18 protein-coding genes and 1 riboswitch are annotated in these 19588 nt (G+C 54.0%); of the genes, 10 read left to right on the top strand and 8 right to left on the bottom strand.

Going from position 1 to position 19588, the window contains the following annotated elements; all coding sequences use genetic code 11:
- Positions 1-29: 29 nt before the first annotated feature.
- A complete protein-coding gene (gene glpK / locus C0623_02610) occupies positions 30-1508 on the top strand; it encodes a glycerol kinase (GenBank protein ID PLY03104.1) in 1479 nt (492 codons plus the stop codon).
- A gap of 59 nt (positions 1509-1567) precedes the next feature.
- On the opposite strand, the gene C0623_02615 is transcribed toward glpK, so the two are convergent.
- Positions 1568-2263 carry a hypothetical protein gene (locus C0623_02615; protein PLY03105.1) on the bottom strand — a complete coding sequence of 232 codons (696 nt, stop codon included), beginning with the start codon at positions 2261-2263 and terminating at the stop codon, positions 1568-1570.
- Positions 2264-2545: 282 nt separating this feature from the next.
- Between C0623_02615 and C0623_02620 the strand changes: the two genes are divergently transcribed.
- The gene (locus C0623_02620; GenBank protein PLY03106.1) at positions 2546-2929 is read left to right on the top strand and encodes a DUF1499 domain-containing protein; all 384 of its coding nucleotides are present in this window, start codon (positions 2546-2548) and stop codon (positions 2927-2929) included.
- A 206-nt stretch (positions 2930-3135) separates the two neighbouring features.
- Here the strand turns inward: C0623_02620 and C0623_02625 are convergent, their stop codons facing one another.
- Positions 3136-3468 carry a hypothetical protein gene (locus C0623_02625; GenBank protein ID PLY03107.1) on the bottom strand — a complete coding sequence of 111 codons (333 nt, stop codon included), beginning with the start codon at positions 3466-3468 and terminating at the stop codon, positions 3136-3138.
- A gap of 146 nt (positions 3469-3614) precedes the next feature.
- Positions 3615-3719: riboswitch (TPP riboswitch) on the top strand.
- A gap of 53 nt (positions 3720-3772) precedes the next feature.
- Between C0623_02625 and thiF the strand changes: the two genes are divergently transcribed.
- From thiF to thiE, 5 genes are all read left to right on the top strand, one after another.
- The gene (thiF, locus tag C0623_02630; GenBank protein PLY03131.1) at positions 3773-4576 is read left to right on the top strand and encodes a thiamine biosynthesis protein ThiF; all 804 of its coding nucleotides are present in this window, start codon (positions 3773-3775) and stop codon (positions 4574-4576) included.
- A 3-nt stretch (positions 4577-4579) separates the two neighbouring features.
- A complete protein-coding gene (gene thiS / locus C0623_02635) occupies positions 4580-4780 on the top strand; it encodes a thiamine biosynthesis protein ThiS (GenBank protein ID PLY03108.1) in 201 nt (66 codons plus the stop codon).
- A gap of 157 nt (positions 4781-4937) precedes the next feature.
- Positions 4938-5714, top strand: a complete 777-nt coding sequence (locus tag C0623_02640) for a thiazole synthase (GenBank protein PLY03109.1) — start codon at positions 4938-4940, stop codon at positions 5712-5714.
- Between the two features lie 125 nt (positions 5715-5839).
- Positions 5840-6964: a 2-iminoacetate synthase ThiH gene (locus C0623_02645; GenBank protein PLY03110.1), complete on the top strand. Its 1125-nt coding sequence runs from the start codon at positions 5840-5842 to the stop codon at positions 6962-6964.
- Between the two features lie 217 nt (positions 6965-7181).
- Positions 7182-7805: a thiamine phosphate synthase gene (thiE, locus tag C0623_02650; GenBank protein ID PLY03111.1), complete on the top strand. Its 624-nt coding sequence runs from the start codon at positions 7182-7184 to the stop codon at positions 7803-7805.
- A 153-nt stretch (positions 7806-7958) separates the two neighbouring features.
- Here the strand turns inward: thiE and C0623_02655 are convergent, their stop codons facing one another.
- The gene (locus tag C0623_02655; GenBank protein ID PLY03112.1) at positions 7959-8345 is read right to left on the bottom strand and encodes a hypothetical protein; all 387 of its coding nucleotides are present in this window, start codon (positions 8343-8345) and stop codon (positions 7959-7961) included.
- Positions 8346-8567: 222 nt separating this feature from the next.
- Here C0623_02655 and C0623_02660 point away from each other — a divergent pair, with 222 nt between their 5' ends.
- The 3 genes from C0623_02660 (at position 8568) to C0623_02670 (ending at position 12923) form a co-directional block, all read left to right on the top strand.
- Complete coding sequence (locus C0623_02660) at positions 8568-8756, top strand: zinc ribbon domain-containing protein (protein PLY03113.1); 189 nt, start codon at positions 8568-8570, stop codon at positions 8754-8756.
- Between the two features lie 178 nt (positions 8757-8934).
- Positions 8935-10707 carry a hypothetical protein gene (locus tag C0623_02665; GenBank protein PLY03114.1) on the top strand — a complete coding sequence of 591 codons (1773 nt, stop codon included), beginning with the start codon at positions 8935-8937 and terminating at the stop codon, positions 10705-10707.
- Between the two features lie 110 nt (positions 10708-10817).
- Positions 10818-12923, top strand: coding sequence for a hypothetical protein (locus C0623_02670; GenBank protein ID PLY03115.1), 2106 nt, complete (start codon positions 10818-10820; stop codon positions 12921-12923).
- A gap of 129 nt (positions 12924-13052) precedes the next feature.
- Here the strand turns inward: C0623_02670 and C0623_02675 are convergent, their stop codons facing one another.
- The 5 genes from C0623_02675 to C0623_02695 form a co-directional block, all read right to left on the bottom strand.
- Entirely contained in the window at positions 13053-13406 is a 354-nt protein-coding gene (locus tag C0623_02675) for a hypothetical protein (protein PLY03116.1), read from the bottom strand.
- A gap of 220 nt (positions 13407-13626) precedes the next feature.
- Positions 13627-13824, bottom strand: a complete 198-nt coding sequence (locus C0623_02680; GenBank protein PLY03117.1) for a hypothetical protein — start codon at positions 13822-13824, stop codon at positions 13627-13629.
- Positions 13825-14245: 421 nt separating this feature from the next.
- The gene (locus C0623_02685) at positions 14246-14791 is read right to left on the bottom strand and encodes a hypothetical protein (protein PLY03118.1); all 546 of its coding nucleotides are present in this window, start codon (positions 14789-14791) and stop codon (positions 14246-14248) included.
- A 40-nt stretch (positions 14792-14831) separates the two neighbouring features.
- Positions 14832-18047: a CusA/CzcA family heavy metal efflux RND transporter gene (locus tag C0623_02690; GenBank protein ID PLY03119.1), complete on the bottom strand. Its 3216-nt coding sequence runs from the start codon at positions 18045-18047 to the stop codon at positions 14832-14834.
- A 44-nt stretch (positions 18048-18091) separates the two neighbouring features.
- Positions 18092-19576: an efflux RND transporter periplasmic adaptor subunit gene (locus C0623_02695; protein ID PLY03120.1), complete on the bottom strand. Its 1485-nt coding sequence runs from the start codon at positions 19574-19576 to the stop codon at positions 18092-18094.
- Positions 19577-19588: the final 12 nt, after the last annotated feature.

Here is a 19588-nt window from a genome sequence, read left to right on the forward strand (position 1 = left end):
CAACCATGCCACGTAAAGGGAGAGATCGAATGGGACGCTATTTATTGGCGATTGATCAGAGGACAACCGGTTCGACAGCACTGATAATTGATCACAACCTCGCCATTACCGGCAAAGAGACGGTTGATTTTCCGCAGCATTTTCCGCAACCGGGATGGGTCGAGCATGACCCGGAAGAAATCTGGAGTTCGGTATGCGCCGCCATAAAAGCGGTCCTTGAAAAAACCGGCATCGTGCCGGCCGACATTGCAGCAATCGGCATCACCAACCAACGGGAGACCACCCTGCTCTGGGACAAAAAAACCGGTGCACCGGAGGCCAATGCTATTGTCTGGCAATGCCGCCGGACCAGCGGTTTCTGTCGGGAACTCAAGGAAAAAGGGCTCGAAACACTGTTCCGGCGTAAAACCGGTCTGGTCCTCGATCCCTACTTCTCGGGAACAAAAGCCCGCTGGTTGATCGACAATAATAACGGCCTGCGCGACAGGGCGAACAATGGAGAAATCGCCTTCGGCACGATCGACAGCTTTCTCGTCTGGCGCCTGAGCAACGGCAAAGCCCACGTCACCGACGTCTCCAATGCCTCGAGAACATTGATGATGAATATCAACACCCTCGAATGGGATGAAGAGCTGTTAAAACATCTCGATGTCCCCGAAGAGATCCTGCCCGATATCCGCCCTTCGTCGGAAATCTACGCGGAAACCTGCGGTCTCGATTTCCTGCCGGATGGCATCCCGGTGGCCGGCATGGCCGGTGACCAGCAGGCCGCCTTGTTCGGCCAGGCCTGTTTCGACAACGGCGAGGGGAAGTGCACCTACGGCACCGGCGCCTTCCTTCTGGTCAACACCGGAACCTCACCGGTCCCGAGCCACAAGGGATTGCTGACCACCGTCGCCTGGCAGATCGGCGACCAGACCCACTATGCCCTCGAAGGCAGCGCCTTCATCGCCGGGGCCGCTGTTCAGTGGCTGCGCGACGGACTCGGCATCATCAAGCATTCAGAGGAAATCGAAGCGCTGGCCGCCTCGGTGCCGGACAGCGGCGGCGTGATTTTCGTGCCGGCCCTGACCGGCCTCGGGGCACCGCACTGGAACGCCGAAGCACGCGGCGTGATCGTCGGCCTGACCCGTGGGGTGACCTCGGCCCACCTCGCCCGGGCGACCCTGGAAGGGATTGCCCTGCAGATCCACGACCTGGTCGAAGCGATGAACGATGATCGGGGCGCAGTGCTTCATACGTTCAAGGTCGACGGCGGCGCCGCCGCCAACAACCTGCTGATGCAGATGCAGTCCGATCTGCTCACGGTGCCGGTAGTGCGCCCGGAAACGGTTGAAACCACCGCCCTTGGCGCCGCCATGCTGGCCGGCCTGGCGGTCGGCTTCTGGGATAATCTCGAGCAGATCCGTCAGCACTGGAGCGAGGAGAGACGTTTCGCGCCGGAGATTGACGAAGCCAAAAAGAAAGAGATGCTAAAGCGCTGGCGCGAAGCTGTCGGCAAAGCCTAAGAAAAAAGAGCCGAGCGGCTTTTAACCATTGAGAAAAAGAATCGTTTTTCTTTTATGGACTATGGTCCCAAAAGAAAACGCACCTGGAAATCGTCTAGCCCCTGAAACTGGGCTTCGTCCATCAATCCGGTTACATCAATGGTCACGTCGCGGGCGGTATCCGTGACCAATAGATCGAACGCCGTAGAGGCAAAAAACGGTGCATCGAAATCAGCTGGGACGAGGCCGGAAATATCGAAACTGACAAGGTCTAGCAGCACCGGGACCCGGATATTAAATTCAACAAAATCGATAAAGATCGTCAGTGTTGCCTGTTCGATTACGGCATCGAGTGGAATCGCCGCCTGACCGGTTGAGCCATCAAGCGGAAAATCCATGAAAGCCCGATACTCGGAAAAATTCGGGTCGCGGCTGTCGAAACCGAACAAAAGAGTCTCCGGACCCTGGGTGATCGTATATGACCCGAAAATCGGGTCGTAGGCAATGTCTCCATTCACCGGCTGATCACTGATAATTGAAGCAGTCAGAACGGTAAAAGGATCGCCAGGCAGAGTATAATCGACAATCAGAATCGGCGGGGTTGCGGTCGCCGGACGGTCGTCGATCCCGACCAGGCCGGGACCAACGACTGTCACCCGGCTATTACTCCCGCCGCAACCGGTCAACGCGAAAACGAGCAGGGCCACGAAAAAAAACCAGAATGTTTTTGTAATCCGAGACATGATATCAAACCGTTCGTTTATAGTTTTGAGCATACCACATTCCAGACAGTTCCCTGCCGAACTCCGCAAAAAATGAGGCTTTTTGCGCCTAATTAAGCATGGTAAAATAGATTCCAAAGAACAGATGGGCTGGTTACCCTGGAGAGTATCTTTATTTAACTTATCCACCTGCTCAGCAATAAACGGCCAGCGTCCCGCTTGGGCAAGCCTTTTGGCGACAGGAATCTTACGATGATTTGCAATCGCATGTTAATCTTTAGCGTGACTCTCCTTCTCTCTCTTTTCACAATCTCATGCTCAGGAGGCAACCCCGTGATGGCTCTCGGTGTAGACAATTTAAAACTGGCAGTGTGCCCCTCCTCGCCGAACTGCGTCTCAAGTGATGCAGTTGACAATGATCATCATATTCAACCATTCCGACTGGCAGTCCCGCCTGTTGAGGCCTGGCGGACAACGCAGGATCTTGTCGCAGCATTACCACGGACAAAGATTGTTACAGCCGAAGACGATTACCTGCATGCCAAGTGCCGCAGTGCTGTGTTCGGTTTCGTCGACGATCTCGAATTACATTTACGCCCGGGAGAAGGAATCATTGCTGTTCGCTCGGCCGCGCAGGTCGGTTACTCCGATTTCGGTGTAAACAGAAAGCGGCTCGAACGTTTGCGTACAAAACTTATACAGAAGGGTGTTATCGAATAGAGTTACCGGGGTCAGATCTTCACATTTAGAGTTACCGGGGTCAGATCTTCACATTTGACAGTCGAGTTGTATTTAGAGTTGTATTTATAAATTTTTCAGGACCATCGCAGCGGGGACGATAGTTTCTTGATTAGCTTGAAATTGACTATCAAATTATGGGTCAGTCTGATTGCAAAGTTTTTTTGTCAAATGTGAAGATCTGACCCCTACAAGTCATTGAGCAATCGATAGATTGTCTGCTGCAACATCCAGACCTCGGATGCGGTTTTCTCATCGCCGGCATCGATGAAATCGAGCCGGGAGCGATCGAGGGTATTGTGCGCCTTGAGTAGAATCGGGGTTAGCTTAAATTCAAGGCTGATTCTCGGAATTTCACCAACACTTTCTTTCAACTCATCCAGAATCTTGTCTGCTTTTTTCAACGATCTTGCGGCTGCTTTCAAGGAAGCTTCGGCGTCTTCACCAATTCGTTTCTTTTGTATGGAAGCGAAGATTCTGACTTCTTCTGACAGGGAACGGTAGCGATCGGAAATGGACATATCGGATGAAACTCCTCGGAAAATTTCAGGGGCAGACCCTGCAAGCCGACATGATAATCGAAACTCCGCAAGAACGCCAATGGAAACCGGAAAAAACATTGACTTCAAACAAAGCCAACTGCTAGTTTAGCGGTGCAAAACAGAAATGATTGCCCTAGGGGAGTGAAGCACTGAGAGCCTTGTTATAGCCGAGGCGACCCTTTGAACCTGATCCGGATCATACCGGCGTAGGGAAGCGGCGATGGATGTACCGGAAACGGGCCGCCTGCTGCGGTCTTTTTTTGTTTTGCGGAAAATCAAAGCTATGCAGATCAACCTGAATGAACAAAAAATAGATATTTCGGCCGAAACAACATTGCACCAGTTGCGTGACCGGTACAAGGCCGACGCCGATGTGCTGATTCAAAACGGCCACCCGGTCAAAGAGGATGTTCCGATTGCCGCCGGCGACCGGATCGTCCTGATCAGGCGGGGAGAAAAGCCGTCAGCCGAAGAGATGGAGGCGCTGCTGGTTTCGCGCCATACGCCGGACGTGCACGAAAAGCTGAAGGCCGCCACGGTCGGCATTGCCGGGGTCGGCGGGCTCGGCTCGGCGCTGGCCATCGCGCTGGCCCGTTCGGGAATCGGCCGGTTGATCCTCGCCGATTTCGATGTTGTCGAGCCGTCGAACCTCAACCGCCAGCAATATTTCATTGATCAAATCGGCCTGCCGAAAGTCGATGCCTTGAAAGAAAACCTGAAACGGATCAATCCCTACGTGCAGGCCGCCACTTTCTTCGGCCGGCTTGACCGGGAGAACATCCCGCAGGTCTTTGCCGGGGTTTATGTCATGATTGAAGCGTTCGATGCCGCTGATCAAAAAGCGATGCTGGTCGAGACCTTTCGCAACTGCTCACCCGACGTGCCTCTGGTCGCCGCATCCGGACTGGCCGGCCATGAAACCGCCAACTCGGTGACCACGCGCAAGGCCGGGAATAATTTCTACCTGGTCGGCGATGGTGAAACCGCGGCCGAGCCGGGCCGCGGCCTGATGGCCCCCCGGGTCGGCGTAGCTGCCCACCACCAGGCTAACGCGGTCTTGCGGCTGATCTTGAACGAGGAGCCCTAGAAAATGGAAATAGCAGTAAACAGCAAGCAGCACCAGGTTGCCAGCGGCACCACAATCGGCCAGCTGCTTGAGCAGCTTAAACTTGATCCGGCTCGGGTCGCGGTTGAACGCAACCTCGAAGTCGTCCCGAAAGACGAATTTGACAGGATAGCTCTCGCGGCAGGTGATACGCTGGAGATCGTCCAGTTCGTCGGCGGGGGGTAAAACACTGAATTCTTTAACGGAGAGGTGGAGAGAGAAATGAATGAATTGTTTTTTTCTCTGCGACTCTCCCCCTCTGCGTCTCTGCGATAATGATAGACTTTGAACTTCTTGGTGCTCTAGGTGCCTTGGTGGCAAAAGGAATTTAAGGATTTATGAAATGGACAAACTGAAGATAGCAGATCGCGAATTCACCTCCCGACTGATGGTCGGGACCGGCAAGTTTCCGAGCAACGCGGCGATGGTCGCCGCTATGGAACAGTCGGGTTGCGAAATTGTGACGGTCGCCCTGCGCCGGGTCGATATCGACAATCCGGACGACAGCATGCTGAGTCATATCGACCGCGAAAAGTACCTGCTGCTGCCGAACACCAGCGGCGCCCGCAATGCCGACGAAGCGGTCCGCCTTGCCCGTCTGGCCCGCGCCGCCGGCTGTGAGCCGTGGGTCAAACTCGAAGTCACCCCCGACCCCTACTACCTGTTGCCCGACCCGATCGAGACCCTTAAAGCGGCCGAGATTCTGGTCAAGGACGGTTTCATTGTCCTGCCCTACATCAACGCCGATCCGATCCTTGCCAAGCACTTGCAGGAAGCCGGAACCGCTACGGTGATGCCGCTCGGCGCGCCGATCGGTACCAACAAGGGGGTCAAGACCCGCGACAGTATCGCCATCATCATCGAGCAGGCGACCGTGCCGGTGGTCGTCGATGCCGGCCTCGGCGCGCCCTCGCACGCTGCCGAAGCGATGGAGATGGGCGCCGACGCCGTGCTGGTCAACACCGCCTTTGCCGTCGCCCGCGATTCCGGAGCGATGGGGGCCGCCTTCAAAAAAGGGGTCGAAGCCGGCCGTGAAGCCTTCCTCGCCGGACTTGGCGAACAGAAGGACCAGGCTGAAGCGTCAAGTCCACTAACCGGATTCCTCAGAAATACGGAATAGACAAAACCCGTTTTTAACGGAGAGCCGCAGAAGTGGAGAGGTTCAAAAACCTAAAAAATCAGTTGTTGTTTCTCTCCATCTCTGCGTCTCTGCGTCTCTGCGTTGAAAGAAGATTTTAGAAAAATATGAGCTTTGTTGACATTATAAATAAATACGACCCGCATCAGCTACTGACGGAGATCGAAGGCAAATCCTCCCAGGATGTTGAGCGCGCCCTGACGCTTGAGCGGCTGACGATGGAAGATTTCAAGGCGCTGCTGGCGCCGGCCGCCGAGGATCACCTCGAAGCGATGGCCGCCAGGGCGCATCGCATCACCGAGCAGCGTTTCGGCAAGACCATCCTCCTTTACGCGCCGCTTTATATCTCGAACGAGTGCACCAACGGCTGTCTCTACTGCGGCTTCAACGCTTCCAACCAGGTGCCGCGCCGGACCCTGACGCTCGATGAGATTGAGCGCGACGCCCGAATTTTGCACGAGCAAGGTTTCCGCCACATTCTGCTGGTCACCGGTGAGCACCCCGGCAAGGTCGACAACGACCTTCTCGCATCTGTCGCCGAACGGATCAAGCCGCTGTTTAGCTCGATTTCGATCGAAGTCTATCCGATGGAAGAGAAAGGCTACCGACAAATGGTCGCTGCCGGGGTTGACGGTCTGACCATCTACCAGGAAACCTATGACCGAGACCTCTACGCTGAACTGCACCCTTTCGGCAAAAAGCGTGATTACGACTTCCGGCTGCTGACCCCGGAACGGGGTGGCGCCGCCGGACTGCGTCGCATCGGTATCGGCTTCCTGCAGGGCCTCGGGAACTTCCGCACCGAAGCCTTCTTCACCGGCCTGCATGCGTCCTGGCTGGCGAGACATTACTGGCGTAGCCAGATCAGCATTTCGTTTCCGCGGATGCGCCCGGCCGAAGGGAGCATGCCACCGCCCAACCCGGTCTCCGACAAAAACCTGGTACAGCTGATCTGCGCCATGCGGCTGCTGATGCATGATTCGGGCCTGGTGCTCTCGACCCGGGAGAGTGCCGAGTTGCGCAACAACCTGCTGCCGCTCGGCATTACCCAGATGAGCGCCGGTTCCTGCACCGCCCCCGGCGGTTACGCGGAAGATGATCAGAGTACACAACAGTTTGCCATCGATGATGACCGGACTCCGTCTGAAATTGAACAACTCCTGCGCGAAAGAGGTTACGACCCGGTCTGGAAGGATTGGGATGTTGCTTTTCTGACTGACGAGACGGTTTGAATAACTGTCTTTTTTTAGACACGAAGTCACAAAAAAAGTTTTTAACGCAAAGACGCAATGTCGCAAAGAGAACCTTTAAAAAATTGCTTTTGTTTAAAGACTCTAAAAAATAATCTTTCTTTTGTTCTTCTTTGCACCTTGGGCCTTTGCGTTGGAAAAAGATTTAGCTTTACTTTGAGCCTTGGTGTCTTAGTGGCCAACATCGTCCCGGATTTCCATGTCAAAAGTCGACTTCAATCTCTATTTGATTACCGATCGGCTCAACCTGCCGAAGGGGAAGAATCTTTTCAGCCAGGTTGAAGCCGCTTTGCGCGGCGGGGTCAGAGCGGTCCAGCTCCGGGAGAAGGATCTACAGTCTGAAGAGTTGCTCCCTCTGGCCATGCGAATGCGGGAGCTGACGGACCGCTACGGGGCCAGACTGATCATTAACAGTTGCCTTGAAACAGCGCAGGCTGCGGGTGCCGACGGCATCCACCTGCCGAGCAGTAACCCGCCCGTTTCCAGGGCGAAAAAAATTCTCGGTGCAAACCGATTGATCGGTGTTTCAACACACACTATAGACGAGATCATTCTTGCTGAAAAGCAAGGAGCTGATTTTGTCACTTTTGGGCCGGTCTACCCAACCCCGTCAAAAGCAGGATACGGCCAACCTCCCGGTCTGGAGAAACTGAAGCAAGCCTGTGCGGAAGCGCAAATCCCGGTTTTTGGCCTCGGCGGCATCACTCCGGAAAAGGTTGCAGAACTCCGCATGTCCGGTTGTCAACACTACGCCTGCATTGGCGCAATCGGCTTTGCCGACAACCCGGAAGCTGTCGTCAAAGAGTTTGACCTGAAACAATAATCGCCCCTCATCATTATCCTGTTTCAAATCACTATATAAAAACTGATTGCCGGGGAAAGGCCTCTCGGAAGAGAGCAACTTGCCTGACCCTGAATGCATTCAAATAAAAAGGGGTCACTTTTTGTGACCCCCGCAAGGAAAAACTATCAGGTACTACCACGAAAGGTGGACGCTGACCGATGGTGTTCCGATAGCGAAACGCCGTAGCGGCATCAGGAGAAAGGGGTCCCGAACAATAACCTGCCGGACAGGGGCACTGTAAACAATACGGTCCGAATTATGTCGACGATGCGCAGCGTACCGATGCTTTCTGTGTTTCTTCCATTTTTTTTCGTCGCGGTGGGCTCTGTTTTTCCAATACTTTTCGCCACGGTGCTGCTGAACCCGGTCCCGCCGGTCGGCGACATAATGCCGACTTCTTTCATAATTTCGATCGTCATGGCTTTTTTGGTAATAATGATCACGACCGTCAGCATTGGCCATGGATGGAGCTATAATCAAAACCGTCGCAACAAACATCAGGGTGATAAGGATTCTCATTTCGTCCTCCTTTCGGCAGCCTCAGTGCTGCCCTCTGTTTGCCAAAACAGTATCGCAACATCACGTTAAAAGCATTCGACATCGGCCCCAATCCAACCAGATGTCTATATGGAAACACATGATTTCAACAAGTTACATCACCCGATTATTTTTAAAAAAAACATTGAAATAATTCGATTTATAATATATATAACTTTCCTTATCTACTGAAAGGAGTTTATTATGCCGATATTCGAATATCTCTGTGATGACTGCGGGCAGAAGATTGAAAAGATCCAGGCTCAACCGGCTGAACAGATTACCTGCCCCTCGTGTGACAGAAAGGCGACAAGAGTCGTTTCGATGACGTCAGCGCCAGCCGGAGGGACAGGGACCAATTGCCCGACACCCTCCGGTTCGGGGTTTGGCTGAGCATTCTGATTTTTTCGGGGGCGTCTCCTCCGGTTCATTTTCAGGGTCTCCTGTCGGGGACCCTTTTTTAATTCAAAATAACATTCCGTAAGCAACTGAATCGTTTAACTTGCCAGGTTCCGGTCACTCGATTAGACTACGAATATAACAACTACTCAAATTCTCCGGATCCTGATTCATGGAAATCACACTCGTCCTTGTAATCCTTCTGATTGCCCTTATCCTCTTTGCGACTGAGTGGATCAGGATGGACCTGGTCAGCCTGATGGTTCTGCTCTCGCTTGCCTTGACCGGCCTGGTCACTGCCGAAGAAGCTTTTTCAGGTTTTAGCAATCCAGCTGTTATCACAGTCGCCGCCATGTTCATTATCAGCGCCGGGCTCACCAACACCGGCGCTCTTGGCCCTGTTGGTGAGCGGCTTATTCGCTATTCCGGCAAAAGCGAGTTCAGGATGATTGTTGCGATCATGCTGACCGCCGCTTTCTTTTCAGCTTTTATCAACAACATAGGTACGGCCGCCATGATGATGCCGCTGGTGGTCTCCATGGGGCAGCGGAGCGGAATCAGCCCATCGAAACTATTGATTCCGCTGGCGTTCGGTTCTTTGATGGGAGGAATCTGCACCCTCATCGGCACGCCGCCCAACATCCTGATCAATGCCCTGATGACCGAATACACCGGCGAGGACTTTTCCATGTTCGATTTCTCTCCGGTTGGGCTGATCATCCTCGCAATTGGCATCCTTTACATGGGATTCGTCGGCCGATTTATTCTGCCAAACCGCAAGTCAGGCACTTTGACCGAGGCCTACCAGGTCAAAGAGTATGTCACTGAAGCCAAGGTTCTCGAGGACTCTCAACTCGACGGCAAGCGGATCAGCCAGTGCGGGCTTCATGAGAAGTACGGTTTGAACATTCGGGCTATTTTGCGAGGCCGGAAAAAATATCCGTTCCCGCACCGAAATCGCAAGATTTACGCCGGCGACACCCTGTTCCTGGAAGGCGACCCCGAGGCGATTCTAAAGGCCCGCGGCGGCAAGGGGCTCACCATCGTCGCCGAGCAGGACAACCCGGACATCAACCAGAGTGACGACTCCTCGATGATCGTTATCGAAGCGGCGCTCTCACCCAACAGCGAGGTCGCCGGGAAGACCTTGAGCGAGGTGCACTTTTCCGAAACCTATGGCATGACTGTTCTGGCGATCTGGCGCAAGGGAGCGCCGGTCGTGCGCAAGGTTGATCATGTTATCCTGCAGTTCGGCGATGTCCTGCTGCTGCAGGGCCAGAGAGAGCAGGCTATTCATATTGGCAACAATCACGGTTTTTTACTGATGGGAGATGTAACCCCGTCCACCTATCGACCGGAAAAAGCGCCCCTCGCTATCATCATTCTGCTTGGTGTGATTATCCTCGCGGCCGGCGGTATCCTGCCGATCATGCTCTCGGCCAGTCTCGGCGCCCTGCTGATGGTTCTCAGCCGTTGTCTGCGCGCACGGGAAATCTACAATACCGTCAACTGGGAGATCCTCGTCCTGATCGCCGGTACGCTCCCGCTCGGCATCGCCATGGAAAAGAGCGGAGCGGCCCATTTCCTGGCAGAGAAAATCATCGTAACATTCGGGCCCTACGGTCCATGGGTCGTACTGGCCGCCGTTTTCCTGATGACCTTCACCCTGACCGAAATCATGAGCCATGCGGCGGCGGCGGTACTGGTCGCTCCGATTGCCTACAACACGGCAATCGACCTGGCGGTCAGCCCGAAGCCTTTTTTCATGGCTGTCGCCATCGCTGCATCAGCCTGTTTCATGACGCCGATCAGCCATCAGTCCAACGCCCTGGTGATGGGTCCCGGCGGATACCGATTTGTCGATTACATCAAGGTCGGAACACCGCTCAATCTTCTGATCTGGGTTATCGCATCACTGACGATACCCCTGTTTTTCCCCTTTTAACCGACTTTTCGGCGGAAATAATGAAAATTTATTCTATTGTGTTTCCGTAGGAGAGCTGTATAGTCGAAGAGAAGGTAACTTACTGGTACGGCACGTTTCGGTATGATCGCATGGGGGGAAACAGGGAAATGCGACTGGTTAGCCAACAGATTCTACCCGAGCAAAAGATGTTTTTCAAAGTGCTCGATGCCATCCCTACACCCATTTGCATCGTTGACGATTCCCTGGTTATCCGCTACAGCAACCCCGCCTTTAACAAGACCTTTTCCAAATCGCCCTGTAAAACCTGTCATCAGGCGGTTTTCAAGAGAAACATTCCCTGCGAGAGCTGTCCGGCCGAGGCCGTTTTCGAACAACAAATATCCGAGTCACGGCAAAAGTCTCCTCTTGCAACCGATTTCAATGTTCGCCACATCCCGATCAAGGGATTAAATGAACGCCCCTACATGCTTCAATTCTGGCAGAATCAATCAACCAGGCAGAGCAACATACATCCCCTGTTTGAAGGAGAACAATTCTCCCGGGAAATCCTCGATGCCCTGCCGGAGCACATCGCCATTCTCGATCGAAGCGGCAAGATCCTGACTGTCAACAAAGCCTGGCGGGAATTTGCCCGTGTAAGCTACCAGACTCCCCACCGATCGCTTGAAGGCGACAACTACCTTGAACTCTGTGATGCCGCTGGCCGTAGCAATAATAATGAGGTCGAGGCGATGGCACGCGGGATCAGGGCAGTGATTGAAGGGACCATGGTCGAATTCTCCCTGGAAATCCCCTGTGTCATCGACAGTCGGACGAGCTGGTTCCTGTTCAGGGCCAGCATCTTCACCAGCAATAACCAGATGAAAGTCATTGTCAGCCATTCCCCAATCACCGAACTCAAGCACGCAGAGAAGGAAATAGAGAAGCTCGCTTACTTTGACAGCCTGACCAACCTGCCGAACCGCCTGCTCCTGAGTGACCGACTCCACTACGCCCTTGACTGGGCGCGCCGCGAAAAAGAGAGTCTGGCTGTAATGTTTCTCGATCTCGATCATTTCAAGGTGATCAACGACAGCCTCGGCCATTCGGCAGGTGACGAATTACTGATCGCGGTTTCAGAACGACTGACCAACTGCATGCGTAAAACCGACACTGTTGCCCGGCTCGGCGGTGACGAATTCGTCGTTCTTCTGCCGAACATCAAAAGGATCAGCGACGTTTCAAATCTTGCCCGTAAAATTCTGCAGTCACTGACCTCGCCATTCAAGATAAAGGACCGTGAAATATTCACATCCACCAGTATCGGCATCTGCCTTTACCCGGATGACGGAGCCGACACCGAAACCCTGATCCGTAACGCCGACCTTGCAATGTACCAGGCCAAGGAACATGGCCGAAATGCCTATCAATTTTTCTCCGAAGAAATGAATCAGAAACTTCTCTGGCGGCTGGAGACTGAATCGGCCCTGAGAAAAGCGATTCAAAAAGAAGAGTTCACATTACGCTTCCAGGAACAGATCGAGCTTGAGTCAGGACAAGTCTTCGGTGCCGAGGCCCTGCTCCGCTGGCAACATCCGGAAAAAGGTCTGTTGGCCCCCGATGACTTCCTTGATATTGCCGAGGAAACCGGATTGATCGTGCCGATCGGGGAATGGGTCATTCGATCTGCCTGCCAGCAGAACCGCGAATGGATCAATCTCGGCCTGCCACCGATCGCAATTTCGGTCAACGTTTCGCACCGCCAGTTGATCCAGCTCAACCTGCCCGATATCGTCCGGGAGGCTCTTGCAGCTGCGCATCTTGAACCCGAATATCTCCAGATCGAGGTCACCGAAGGCGCCGTTCGCGGCAATTTCGAACAGGTTCAGCGTGTCCTGAATGATCTGGCTGCCATCGGTGTCAAGATTGCAATTGACAGTTTCGGGTCCGGCTTTTCCTCGCTGGCACAACTGCAGTATCTACCACTGAGGAGACTGAACATCGACCACTCGTTCGTAAGGGATATCACCAATGATCCGAAGGATACTGCGATCATCCGCTCGATCATCGCCACAGCCCACAATCTTGGCCTGAAGGTTGTCGCCGAAGGGGTTGAGACGGAGCGGCAACGCAGCTTCCTCCAGTTCCAGGGGTGCGATTTCATTCAGGGTTTCCACTTCAATCGACCGGTACCGGCAGAGGAAATGACTGACTATTTGAGCCAGGAAGCAAGCCGCCAGGCGAGCGGCGATTGAAATAAAATAGGTTCTGCGCAGATTAGAGTGAATACAGCATTAGACTCCCCCTTCAGCTGGCTCAGGACAGCCAAGAAAAGTAAGGAGCATTCCGGGCGAGACCGGCGACCTTTGGGTTGGACGGGGACACTACCCGAAGTCCAGGGAAATGTCCCCCCTGAAGACTGAAGACAGGAAGAACCGCGCGGTCGCGGCCGCGCACTCCGCCATACTCATTTTATTGAGCCATAAAAGAGTATGCAGAAAACGGCTCCCTTGCAGGGGGCTTTTTTTGCGGTCTGAATTGTTTCTGTTCAACTTTGCTGCCGGGGAGTTTGCCTCGAGGCAAACGCGGAATGTCTCCGTGGCGGTTGCGGTTGGGCTGCGGTTCAGTGCTCGCGCTGGCGGAAGCGACCTCAAGAGCAACGGGGGTGAGTCAAAGGCAACAATGGATTCCCGATCGGAGTCAGGAATGACAACACTTTTGTCTTTGCCTGTTCCCATTTCTCTACCGGGGCCCCATGTGAAACCGCCGAGCGAGCTGATTTTAATCCGTCGTTCAGGTAACGCAAGTGACTGACGGATTAAAATTTGCGTAGTGAGGGAACCTGATCATCAGGCGGGTGAGCTGGGGTATCTTTCTTTTGCTTACTTTTCTTGGACAAGTAAGAAAAGTAAGGAGCATTCCGGGCGAGACCGGCGACCTTTGGGTTGGACGGGGACACTACCCGAAGTCCAGGGAAGTGTCCCCCCTGAAGGCAGAAGGCATGAAAACCGCGCGGTCGCGGCCGCGCACTCCGCCATACTCTTTTATTGAGCCATAAAAGAGTATGCAGAAAACGGCTCCCTTGCCGGAGGCTTTTTCGTGCGGGTTAAATTTTTTCTGTTCAATTGTGCTGCCGGGGAGTTTGCCTTGAGGCAAACGCGTAACGTCTCCGTGGCGGTTGCGGTTGGGCTGCGGTTCAGTGATCGCGCTGGCGGAAGCGACCTCAAGAGCTCCACGGGTGAGTCAAGAGCTTTGCTTTTAAAGTATTGAGACTTTTCCTGATTTTCTCTGACAGCTGACAGCTTAAAACTTACAGCTGTCTTATATGTAAGACCGCCGAGCGAGCGGATTTCAATCCGGCGTTCAGGTAACGCCAGTGACTGACGAATTGGAATCTGCGCAGTGAGGGAACCTGATCATCAGGCGGGCGATACCGGCGACCTTTGGTTTTTGCTTTCGGGTGCGGTTAAAAGGTGTGGCGAAATTTGAGTACGCACCACTCAATTCCCTGTAAAAATGCGATGAACCATGAAAAGGCTGCCAACCGGCAGCCTTTTCATGAATAACATCCTAAAAGCTATTTTACATCCATCTTGAAATGGTACTTTCGCTTCTTGCCGTCTGCGAGTTTGGTACCAACATATAAATGGTACATGCCTTTCTGCTGCAGGGATACATCGGCGCCAAAAGCATCAGCCATGCCCATCATTTTGATCGGCTTGCTTTCTGTTTCATCGGGATTGACCACCTTGACCGCAACAGTCCCTTTTTTAATCGCATCACCACTTTTTTCATTGGCAAAAAAGACCATCAGGTGATGTGTGTGGTCCATTCCCATTTTTGCCATTGCTTCACGGGTATCCTTGGCTTTCAGAGTCGCCTTGACGCCATCCCTGACCTCCGAGCCGAGCATCTCCATGCCGCCATGCATTCCGTGGTCCATCTTGTCATGGTCCATCTTGTCATGGTCCATCTTGTCATGGTCCATCTTGTCATGGTCCATCTTGTCATGGTCCATCTTATGATCTTTGTGCATATCATGCTTTTCGTGGCTCATTGCCATGAGCGCAACCGGGGTCAGCACAAACATGATCGAGACTGCTATTAACATGATTTTTTTCATTTCTCTTTACTCCTTCGTTGTTGGTTGGCTTATCTTGTTATTATCCATCCGTGTAATCTCCTGCAGTCGGAATCCTTGATTTATCGAGAGTCAACCCGCGCCACATAAAGTAGATCACCGGGAATACCAGCAGTTCCATCAGGCCCGAGGTGATGACACCTCCGATCATCGGAGCAGCAATCCGTTTCATCACATCGGCGCCGGCGCCGTGCGACCACATGATCGGGAGCAGGCCGGCGATGATAACTGCGATCGTCATGACCTTCGGCCGGATGCGCTTGACTGCGCCGAAATGGATCGCATCAACCAGGTCGCCGAGGTTATTCATCCGCCCCTCTTTTTTCCAGCGGTCATATGCCAGGTCGAGATAGAGCAGCATCACCACGCCGGTTTCGGCCGAAATGCCGGCCAGTGCAATCACACCGACCCAGACTGCAACCGAAAGGTTATAGCCGAGCAGGTAGAGGAACCAGAAACAGCCGACCAGCGAAAGCGGCAGGGCGACAAAGATGATTGCCGTTTTGATGATCGACTTGGTGTTCATGTAGATAATAACGAAGATGATCAGCAGAGTAAGCGGGATCACCAGCTTAAGCTTTTTTGCTGCCTGCTGCATATATTCGTACTGGCCGCTCCAGATAATATTATAGCCGGCCGGTAACGTAATTTTTTCCGCAATAACCTTTTTGGCGTTTTCAACATAGGTGCCGACATCAATCCCGCGCAGATCGACGTAGACCCATGCCGTCTGCCGGGCGTTCTCACTTTTGATTCCCGGCGGACCCTTCTTGATCCGGATATCAGCAACCTGGGAAATCGGAATATGCTTGCCGTTCGGCAGCGGCACCAGGATACGCCGCAGCGACTGCAGATCGTTGCGGTAATCACGTTGATAACGGACATTGACGGGATAACGCTCAAGCCCCTCGACCGTCTGCGTGACGTTCATGCCGCCAACCGCCGACATGATAATTTCCTGGACGCTGCCAACGGTCAAGCCGTAGCGGGCGACCGCTTGGCGATCGATCTCGTAATCAAGATAATTACCGCCGACCACCCGCTCGGAGAAGGCGCTCAGGGTACCGGGGATGTCGCGGACGATCGCCTCGACCTCTTCGCCGATCTGCGACAACGTTTCCAGGTCATCGCCCATGATCTTGATCCCGACCGGAGTCTTGATGCCGGTCGAGAGCATATCAATCCGGGTCTTGATCGGCATCGTCCAGGCGTTGGTCAGACCCGGGAACTTGATCGCTTCGTTGAGTTCGGTCTTCAGCTCCTCAACGCTGATCGTCGTCATGTCGGGCCAGACCCAGCGGAACGGCACCTGGAGAAATTCCGGCCAGGAGGAATAGAAACGATCACGCGGCAGCTTTCGCCATTGGTCTTCCGGCTTGAGCATAATCGTCGTCTCGATCATCGACAGCGGCGCCGGGTCGGTCGCCGTTTCGGCACGACCGACCTTGCCGAACACCCGCTCGACCTCAGGGAACTGGCCGATAATCCGGTCGGTCTGTTGCAACAGCTCCTTCGCCTTGGTGATCGAGATGCCCGGCAGGGTCGTCGGCATGTAAAGCAGGTCGCCCTCGTAGAGAGGCGGCATGAACTCGGAGCCCATTTTTTTGAGCGGATAGATCGAGGTCAGGGTGATCAACAGTGCGGCAACCAGCACCGGCCAGCGCCACTTGAGCACGAAATCGACGATGGGATGGTACGAACGGATGAGCAATCGGTTGATCGGGTTCTTCTCTTCATCCGGAATCCTGCCGCGGATAAACCAGCCCATCAGAACCGGCACGATGGTAATCGACAGAATCGCTGCCGCCGCCATGGCATAGGTCTTGGTATAGGCGAGCGGCTTGAACAGCCGGCCCGACTGTTCGCCGAGGGTGAACACCGGGAAAAAGGAAACGGTAATGACCAGCAGCGAATAAAAGAGAGCCGGACCGACCTCGCGCGCCGCATTCGAAATAATCTGCCAGTGCGGCAGCTTTCCCCGGTCACGCTCGAGATGCTTATGGGCATTCTCGATCATGATGATGGCGGCATCGATCATCGCGCCGATGGCAATGGCGATACCGCCGAGGCTCATGATGTTGGCATTGATCCCCTGCATGTGCATGATCATGAAAGCAATCAGAATCGCCACCGGCAGGGTGAAGATCGCAACCAGAGAGCTCGAAAGATGGAAGAGGAAAAGCGCGGTGACAATAGCGACAATAATACTCTCTTCAATCAGTTTCTCGCTGAGGGTATCGACCGCTCGCTCGATCAGGCCGGAACGATCGTAAACCGTTTTGACGGTCACCCCTTCCGGCAGACCGGCCTGCAGCTCGAGCAGCTTCTTCTTTACGTTCTCGATAGTCTTTAAAGCGTTCTCGCCAAACCGCATAACGATAACACCGCCGACGGCCTCCCCTTTGCCGTCGAGCTCGGCCAGACCACGGCGCAACTCCGGGCCGATACTGACCTGGGCGAGGTCGCGAATGAGGATCGGTGTCCCCTTTCGGTCAGCGCCGACAACCGTATTCTCAAGGTCTTCGATCGACTGGATATAGCCGAGTCCGCGCACCATGAACTCGGTTTCAGCCATTTCGACCAGACGACCGCCGACATCGTTATTAGAGCGCTGGATTGCCTTCCGGATCTGTGGAATGGTGATATGGTAAGCGAGCAGTCGGTCCGGATCAACCTCGACCTGGTACTGCTTGACATAGCCGCCAATCGAAGCAACCTCGGAAACACCTTCAACAGAGGTTAACTCATAGCGCAGGAACCAGTCCTTAATCGACCGAAGCTGCTGCAGGTCGTGCTGATCACTTTCAAGTACATATTCGTAGACCCAGCCTACGCCGGTCGCGTCCGGACCAAGAGCCGGAGTCACTCCGTTCGGTAGTTTGCCGGCCGCGTAGTTCAGATACTCGAGTACCCTTGAGCGCGCCCAGTAGAGGTCGGTACCATCTTCGAAGATGATATAGACAAAAGAGAGCCCGAAAAAAGAGTAGCCACGCACTACCTTGGCCCCCGGCACCGCCAGCATCTGGGTCGTCAGTGGATAGGTCACCTGGTCCTCAACCACCTGCGGCGCCTGGCCCGGATACTCGGTGAAGACGATCACCTGAACATCCGAGAGGTCGGGGATGGCGTCGATCGGGGTCTGACTGACCGAGTAGATGCCGCCAACGATGGCGAAAAAGGTCAGCAGGACCACCATGAACTTGTTTTTTATCGACCAGTCTATGATCTTTTCAAGCATTGTTGTTTTCTCTGGTTAAGGCTGAACAATCTCAAGTTATCGATCTACTTGAACAGATCGTCGAGGTTCTCGTCCTTTTTCGGCTCATCACCGAACAGATCGTCAAGATTCTCATCGGCCGATCCGTCTGCCTCCGTAGCAGCTTTTTCCGGCTCCAGCATCTTGGCGATTGCTTCACGCAGCTTGCTCTCCGAATCGAGCATGAACTGGGCGCTGGTGACTACCCGTTCACCTTCAAACACGCCTTGCACGATCTCGATATATCCATCTTCATCCTGAACACCGGTTTTGACCTGACGCGGTTCAAACTTGCCGCCTGCGAGGGCGACAAAGACTGTCTGTTTTTCGCCGGAATGGAGAACCGCCTCGGCCGGAATGCTCAAGGCATCAACCACGGCGTCCGACTGAATCCGGACATTGACGAACATATCCGGCTTCAGTTCGCGATCTTTATTAGCAAGCTCAATCCGCGCCGTTACGGTCCGGGTCTTTGTTTCGACATAGGGATAGATATATGAAATTTTGCCGTGCAGGGTTTTGCCGCCGACAAAAGGCAGGGTGATGTCGACCGCCTGGCCGACCCTGACCCAGGGGAGTTCGTACTCATAAATATCGGCATTAATCCAGACCCGCGAGATATCGGCAATCTTGAACAGCTCCATACCACCCTTCACATACATGCCGCTTTCAACATTCTTGCGAGTCACAATTCCCTTGTAGGGGGAATGAATTGCCAGGGTACGACTGGCCTTGCCATCTTCCTCCAGGGTTTTGATCTGCCGATCACTGACATCCCAGTATTTGAGTCGGTTGCGTGACGCATCAAGCAGGCGCCGGGCGCCGTCGACGATTTCGGGGAACGGGCTGTTCCGAACACCTTGTAAATTGGCCAGGGCCAGCAGGTATTCCTCCTGGGCCGTCACCAGTTCCGGGCTGTAGATTTCGAGCAGTTTCTGTCCCTTTTTGACCTGCTGTCCGGTTTCATCGACATAAAGATTTTCGACCCAGCCATTGATCTTGGTGTTGACCGTGTACTGTTTCGGCTCCATGTAATCGACATTGCCGACCGTCTTGATTGTCCGCTGCAGGGTCCGCCGCTCGACCTTGCCGGTTCTGATCCCCATGTTCTGCGAGGTCACCGGATCGATAGTGATGATCGTTCCGCCGGTTGCCTGGTCTTCATAAACCGGAACCAGGTCCATCCCCATCGGTGACTTGCCCGGCTCATCGCGAATAAAGGTCGGATCCATCGGCGCTACCCAGTATTTTATTTTGCGCTCGGCCGGGGTCTCCGCTGCGGACGTATCGCTCGCCTTGAGCGGGGTCAACGCCATGCCGCAGATCGGACAATCCCCCGGCTCGTCAACGACGATCATCGGGTGCATGCCGCAGGTGTATTTCTCCGCGGCGTGGGCTGCCGAGAGCCAGCCGTCATGCCGGTGGTCGCCAAGCTGAATTGCCATCGGCGAAGCTGCGACAATTACTGCCATCATCACGGCTGAGGCAACATATCGGAACGTCTTCATCATCTCTTCTCCGGG

Source organism: Desulfuromonas sp., assembly GCA_002869615.1.
Lineage (GTDB): Bacteria > Desulfobacterota > Desulfuromonadia > Desulfuromonadales > UBA2294 > BM707.

What these genes read in the sequence shown, in the direction of transcription:
- C0623_02685 (PLY03118.1), bottom strand. Translation starts at nt 14,791, where the DNA reads ATGAAAAAAATCATGTTAATAGCAGTCTCGATCATGTTTGTGCTGACC.
- C0623_02620 (PLY03106.1), top strand. Translation starts at nt 2,546, where the DNA reads ATGGCTCTCGGTGTAGACAATTTAAAACTGGCAGTGTGCCCCTCCTCG.
- C0623_02645 (PLY03110.1), top strand. Translation starts at nt 5,840, where the DNA reads ATGAGCTTTGTTGACATTATAAATAAATACGACCCGCATCAGCTACTG.
- glpK (PLY03104.1), top strand. Translation starts at nt 30, where the DNA reads ATGGGACGCTATTTATTGGCGATTGATCAGAGGACAACCGGTTCGACA.
- C0623_02690 (PLY03119.1), bottom strand. Translation starts at nt 18,047, where the DNA reads ATGCTTGAAAAGATCATAGACTGGTCGATAAAAAACAAGTTCATGGTG.
- C0623_02670 (PLY03115.1), top strand. Translation starts at nt 10,818, where the DNA reads ATGGGGGGAAACAGGGAAATGCGACTGGTTAGCCAACAGATTCTACCC.
- C0623_02615 (PLY03105.1), bottom strand. Translation starts at nt 2,263, where the DNA reads ATGCTCAAAACTATAAACGAACGGTTTGATATCATGTCTCGGATTACA.
- C0623_02675 (PLY03116.1), bottom strand. Translation starts at nt 13,406, where the DNA reads ATGGGAACAGGCAAAGACAAAAGTGTTGTCATTCCTGACTCCGATCGG.
- C0623_02695 (PLY03120.1), bottom strand. Translation starts at nt 19,576, where the DNA reads ATGATGAAGACGTTCCGATATGTTGCCTCAGCCGTGATGATGGCAGTA.
- C0623_02655 (PLY03112.1), bottom strand. Translation starts at nt 8,345, where the DNA reads ATGAGAATCCTTATCACCCTGATGTTTGTTGCGACGGTTTTGATTATA.
- C0623_02665 (PLY03114.1), top strand. Translation starts at nt 8,935, where the DNA reads ATGGAAATCACACTCGTCCTTGTAATCCTTCTGATTGCCCTTATCCTC.
- thiF (PLY03131.1), top strand. Translation starts at nt 3,773, where the DNA reads ATGCAGATCAACCTGAATGAACAAAAAATAGATATTTCGGCCGAAACA.
- thiE (PLY03111.1), top strand. Translation starts at nt 7,182, where the DNA reads ATGTCAAAAGTCGACTTCAATCTCTATTTGATTACCGATCGGCTCAAC.
- C0623_02625 (PLY03107.1), bottom strand. Translation starts at nt 3,468, where the DNA reads ATGTCCATTTCCGATCGCTACCGTTCCCTGTCAGAAGAAGTCAGAATC.
- C0623_02660 (PLY03113.1), top strand. Translation starts at nt 8,568, where the DNA reads ATGCCGATATTCGAATATCTCTGTGATGACTGCGGGCAGAAGATTGAA.
- thiS (PLY03108.1), top strand. Translation starts at nt 4,580, where the DNA reads ATGGAAATAGCAGTAAACAGCAAGCAGCACCAGGTTGCCAGCGGCACC.
- C0623_02640 (PLY03109.1), top strand. Translation starts at nt 4,938, where the DNA reads ATGGACAAACTGAAGATAGCAGATCGCGAATTCACCTCCCGACTGATG.